General features: G+C 55.5%; 5 protein-coding genes. 2 read left to right on the plus strand and 3 right to left on the minus strand.

The genetic code is table 11. The annotated features are described in order from the left end of the window. Positions 1-219 precede the first annotated feature (219 nt). Positions 220-1,329 (plus strand): glutamate 5-kinase, encoded by a 1,110-nt coding sequence (proB, locus tag IGR76_05000; protein MBF2077880.1) that lies wholly within the window; start codon positions 220-222, stop codon positions 1,327-1,329. Here proB and IGR76_05005 read toward each other — a convergent pair. After that, positions 1,324-2,280 (minus strand): M23 family metallopeptidase, encoded by a 957-nt coding sequence (locus IGR76_05005; GenBank protein MBF2077881.1) that lies wholly within the window; start codon positions 2,278-2,280, stop codon positions 1,324-1,326. The genes proB and IGR76_05005 overlap by 6 nt on opposite strands. Positions 2,281-2,441: 161 nt before the next feature. Between IGR76_05005 and IGR76_05010 the strand changes: the two genes are divergently transcribed. Then, on the plus strand, positions 2,442-3,629 hold the full coding sequence (locus IGR76_05010) for a trypsin-like peptidase domain-containing protein (GenBank protein ID MBF2077882.1): 1,188 nt from the start codon (positions 2,442-2,444) through the stop codon (positions 3,627-3,629). Between the two features lie 226 nt (positions 3,630-3,855). On the opposite strand, the gene IGR76_05015 is transcribed toward IGR76_05010, so the two are convergent. Next, positions 3,856-5,202: a 50S ribosome-binding GTPase gene (locus IGR76_05015; protein ID MBF2077883.1), complete on the minus strand. Its 1,347-nt coding sequence runs from the start codon at positions 5,200-5,202 to the stop codon at positions 3,856-3,858. 122 nt (positions 5,203-5,324) lie between these two features. After that, positions 5,325-5,500 (minus strand): IS5/IS1182 family transposase (locus IGR76_05020; protein MBF2077884.1); only part of this gene is annotated, 176 nt, incomplete at its 5' end.

Here is a 5,500-nt window from a genome sequence, read left to right on the forward strand (position 1 = left end):
GTTACGCTAGCGCTCACCCAACCTACGAGAGAATCAGGGTTGTGTGAGTTTTGTCCGTCAATCAGGGTTCGGAAGTCCCCCTTTGTAAGGGGGATCTAGGGCGATCTACAATGCTTTGATCCATGACAGATAACTTTTAAAGCATCCTCTAAGGTTGATCCCATGCAGGGGACGGACGGCGATCGCACCTTTTCCGTTGTTGAAGCCTTAGGCTGCTGTATGTCGCAAACGATCGTTGTCAAAATTGGAACATCAAGCCTGACCCTGCCCGATACGGGACTCATGGCGTTATCCACCATTGCTAGCCTGGTGGAAGTCTTGACTGAACTCAGACGGCAGGGACATCAGGTAATTTTGGTGTCGTCCGGGGCGGTCGGTGTCGGCTGTGCGCGGCTGGGTTTAACGGAACGACCCAAGGCGATCGCCATGAAGCAGGCCGTTGCAGCGGTGGGGCAGGGTCGCCTGATGCGGATTTACGATGACCTATTTACGACGCTACAGCAGCCCATCGCCCAGGTTCTGATTACCCGCAGCGATCTGGTTCAGCGGAGCCGCTACGTGAACGCTTACCGCACCTTTCGGCAACTGCTGCGGCTGGGGGTGATTCCGATTGTGAATGAAAACGATACCTTGGCCGTTGATGAACTGAAATTTGGCGATAACGATACCCTCTCGGCTCTCGTTGCCAGTTTGGTAGAAGCAGACTGGCTGTTTTTGTTAACCGATGTGGATCGGCTCTATTCCGCAGACCCTCGCTATAATCCCGATGCCACACCGATTACGCTGGTGGAAAAAATTGACCAACTGGACGCCATGGTGGAGATTGGCGATCGCGGTACCAGTTGGGGAACCGGGGGCATGGTGACGAAAATTTCCGCCGCTCGGATTGCAACCGCTGCCGGGGTGCGCACCGTGATTACGGAAGGGCGATCGCCCCAAAATTTGCTGAAGATTCTGGCGGGGGAACCCTTGGGAACGCAGTTTGCCCCGCAACCCGATCCCTCTAATGCCCGCAAGCGCTGGATTGCCCACGGTCTGGTTCCGGCAGGGAAGCTGTATCTTGATCCGGGAGCGATTCGCGCCATTTCTGAAGGGGGGAAATCCCTTCTGGCGGCGGGGATTACGGAAGTGGAAGGCGAGTTTCAGCGGCAGGATGCGGTGCTGTTGTGCGATCGTACGGGGCGGGAGGTGGCCAGAGGGCTGGTCAACTACAGCAGCCCAGAACTGCAAAAAATTCAGGGGCGACACTCCGACGAAATTCCCACAATCCTGGGGTATCCCAGTCCAGAAACGGTTGTCCATCGCGATAACCTCGTCCTGAGCCTATAATTGCTCATCCACCGTGGACTCATTCACAATCGGGCGACCGAGCCGCGCATCGGGAATGTAATACCCCGGATCTTCCGCCACCCAGCCCAGGTCAGAATTCAGCCGCACCTCAAAATGGAGATGGGCGATCGCCGCATCGCCGCTCATGCCCGCTGTTCCAATCTGCTCTCCAGCATTTACCGTTTGGCCTGGAGTCACTTGAATCGAGTCGAGTTGGGCATAGCGAGTCTGGAGTCCCTGGCTGTGATTAATCACCACCAGCTTGCCATAGGTACCCTGTACATCGGCATAGGCGACTACGCCAGACCCGACCGCATACACTGGATCGCCCACGGCTGCTTCCAAATCAATCCCGCTGTGAAACCCAACAATTCCCGTATCGGGACTGACCTGCCATCCATATCCGGTCAGAATCCGGGCTGAACTGGCGAGGGGATAGCCCGTGATGGTTGTTGTTTCCTCCTCTTCCGGCGTTGTGAAACCATTAACCCCTGGAATAAAGACGACGGTTCCTGGCGTGGTTTGGCAGCCATTCAGCTCAAATAGCAAATCAGCCCGCACCTGATACTGCGCCGCGAGACTGCGCCACGTGCTGCCTGCAGGGGGCGTCACCTGAATGCCGTTGTAGGGTGGAATCGTGAGGGTGCGGCCTGAGGTCAGGGGGGTTTGGAGTGACGGATTGAACGCCAGCAAGGTCGCAGGTAAAAGGTTATATTGAGCCGCAATACTCTCCAGGGTTTCCCCGGCCTGAACGGTATGTTGGGTATAGCGGGAGAGCGCCGATTCGGGGCAGAGGTCTTGGGTTTCGGTCTGGGCATGGAGGGTCGGCACCCAGACACTACTCCACGGTGCTAGGATGACCCCGCCACTCCAGAGGCCAATCGTTAGGAATTTCGATACCAGCCCTGCCCCTTTTCCCCTGGAACGGATGCTCAACCATTGACGCGCCATAGCCTGCCCACTCACTCAAAAAACGCCGCTAGCAATCCACGCTAGGAAACGAACTATTGGAGAATCCTCCTCTCCTCTGGATGGTAGCGCACAGGGGATAGGAATCGGGGCAGGATTAGTTACACTAGAAGCGATCGCCTCCATTCGCTGTTTCGTAGACTATGGGCTTACCCACCAGAGATTTAAGTCGTTCTGTATTGCTGTTGCTGGCAGGCGGGAGCCTTGGATTGGTCGGCAGCTATTACCTGAACATGCAGCGGATGCAGGTTCTCCCGTCACCAGCCGCAACAGAGCCACCGTTGAGTGCCGCGATTCCACCCACGCCGATCGCTCGTCCGCAACTGTCCTCCAACTCTTCCCACAACTTCATTGCCGAAGCCGCTGAAAAAGTTGGGGCGGCGGTGGTGCGAATTGATGCCAGCCGGACGGTTTCCCGGCGATCGCCCCGCAATCCTACTCGCCCGTTTTTTGGTCAGGAACCACCACAGGAGCGCATTGAGGAGGGCACCGGATCGGGGTTCATTATCAGTGCGGACGGCCACTTAATTACCAATGCCCACGTGGTTGAAGGGGCAGATTTGGTGCAAGTCACCCTCCGGGATGGGCGCACCTACGAAGGCACGGTTTTAGGCGCGGATACCATTACCGATATTGCTGCGATTAAGATCGATGCTGAGAACTTGCCCGTCGTCACCTTTGGCGATTCGGAAGCGTTGATGCCCGGTCAATGGGCAATCGCCATTGGCAATCCCCTTGGGTTAGACAACACCGTGACCGCTGGCATTATCAGTGCAACGGGACGTTCCAGCGCTCAGATTGGCATTGCTGATAAGCGGGTGCGCTTCATTCAAACCGATGCCGCCATTAACCCCGGCAACTCCGGTGGCCCCCTCCTCAATGATCAGGGGGAAGTGATTGGAATTAACACCGCCATTCGCGCCGATGCCCAAGGCTTAGGCTTCGCCATTCCCATCGACACGGCACGCCGTATTGCTGAGCAGCTCTTTAGTGGTGGTCAGGCGCAGCACCCCTTTATCGGCATTCAAATGATTGACCTAACGCCCGAAAACCGGGATGACATTGCCCAGGAACTCAACATCGAGATTGATGACAGTCTTTCCATCGGTGTGGTTGTGATCGACATTGTGCCCAACTCTCCGGCTAGCCGCTCCGACCTTCAGGTGGGGGATGTGATTGTGGCGGTGAATAACACGTCTATCGAGACTGGCTTGGATGTGCAGGATCAGGTTGAGGCAAGTCAGGTCGGGGATGAACTTACTATTACCGTTAATCGGAGCGGACAATCAGAGATCGTCACTGTTGAAGCCGGAGCGATGCCAACCCAGTAGATACTCGCAGCTTTGAGTCAGGAAATCCCCAATAGAGGAGATCTCGGTTAATCAAGCAGAAAAATACTCAGTAGATCGAAAGTCAGGTGTATTTCACAATGAATTCAGGCTTTGATCCCCCTAAATCCCCCTTACAAAGGGGGACTTCAAGACCTCTGTGGTTCGGTTCCCCCCTTTCTTAAGGAGGGCTAGGGGGGATCCAAACAAGGTTTGCGATCTACGGATACTACTTTGTGGTAGAGGTCATTGCTTTAAATCGTTCCTTCGCCTCCTGAAACGATTCGCGCATCGTGGCTTGAATTCGTGCCGGATCGGGCTTTTTGCCCCCCATCAGATCCCCAAAGTAAACGCAGGCCGCTTCCCCCAACGCCCAGGTGTAGGCCGCTGCCCAAGACGCTGCAATCACGCTTCCAAAACCGGGAATGAACTTGATCAGTTCTCGCCCGATCGCCTGCGCCAGAAATCCACCTGCGATCGCACTCACCACACCTCCGGCTTGGGATGGGGTGAGCACTTGTCCATAGAGTTGTCCCAGCAGCACGATCATCGAGGCTTGTAAGGCTGTGAGAACGGGCATCGTTGCAAAAGGCAAGGGCACGGCAGCAAGGGTGGCGGCCATCACTGAGAAGGGCAGAATGTAGCGACGGCCTGCATCCCGATAGAGGTTGCTGAGGCGATCGCCCATGGTGCGATCGAGCAGTTGATGAATAGTGCGGGCTTCGGCTTCGGGTAACAGATCGGCGATCGCGTCTCGAAAGGCGTCTAAACCGTAGAACACCGGCGTAAACCCGTCTTCCTCTAGGGTGAAATCGATCATTACCGCCCGATCACAAACCCCTGCGAAGGTCAGTTGCATCGCTTCGAACGGGCGGAGTACCTCTTCTAGATCGGGCGGATAGAGGGGATGATCCGTGACCGAGGGTGGATAAACCTCATGGAGACAGGTGACGGCAAGCAGACAGGGAATGGTGGGGTACTGGCGGCGTAGGCGCTCGGCAATTTGGCGCAGGGTATCGGTGGCGAAATCGGTGATCTTGACGGTGAGAATTAAGATGTGGGCGCGATCGCTCCTCTGATCCAGATCGCCCAAGAGTTCTTGGATAATGGCGTCCGTGTTTTGGTTGATATCGCCCAGGCCAACGGTATCGGTAAAGATCAGCAGCGGCAGATCCTCCGATGGATAGGTGTAGCGCTGGGTGTTTTGGGTGTGGGGACGAAAGCCTTGACCCACGATCTCTGCGGAAACCCCGGTTAACCCCCGAATAATTGAGCTTTTACCCGCCTGGGGTTTGCCAATCATCAGGGCTTCGGTGGTGGGTAGACTCTCCCGCACGGTGGCTAGGATTTCGGCCATTTGTTCTTCGCTGACACTAAACCAGCCCACTACGGTCTGTGTCACCTGATCCAGCGGCAAGAGTTTTCGCGCCTGGGTCGTCGCGGCGTGCCAGCTTCCGACGAGGCGATCGCCCCAACTGGGTGCAGATTCGGGAGCGGGAATCATGTCGGTGGAGGGTTCCGAAGCGTCCGAGGTTTGGGAGTCGGGGGAGATTGGATTGGGATCAGGATGGGTCATGGCGGGAGGGTGAATGGAAGTAGAAAAAATTGCGCCTTATGCCAATTTTGAGTTTTGAGTTTTGAGTGGCTTTGTTGCATGATTAGAAAAACGGTCAGGTTCGCCTTGAGAGTGTCCTGGTATTAACCTTCAACCTTGTAGCTATCGGGTTTAGCGATCTGAATCATGCGGTTGAGCGCAACACATTTGATGAACAATTCCACGGCTTGATTGTCAAATTGACGTGCACTGAGATTGCCCCCAAAAATAGTCTTAAAGCGGAACATGGTAGTTTCAGCAATCGAACGACGATGATAGC

It is taken from the genome of Synechococcales cyanobacterium T60_A2020_003, from assembly GCA_015272205.1.
GTDB lineage: Bacteria > Cyanobacteriota > Cyanobacteriia > RECH01 > RECH01 > JACYMB01.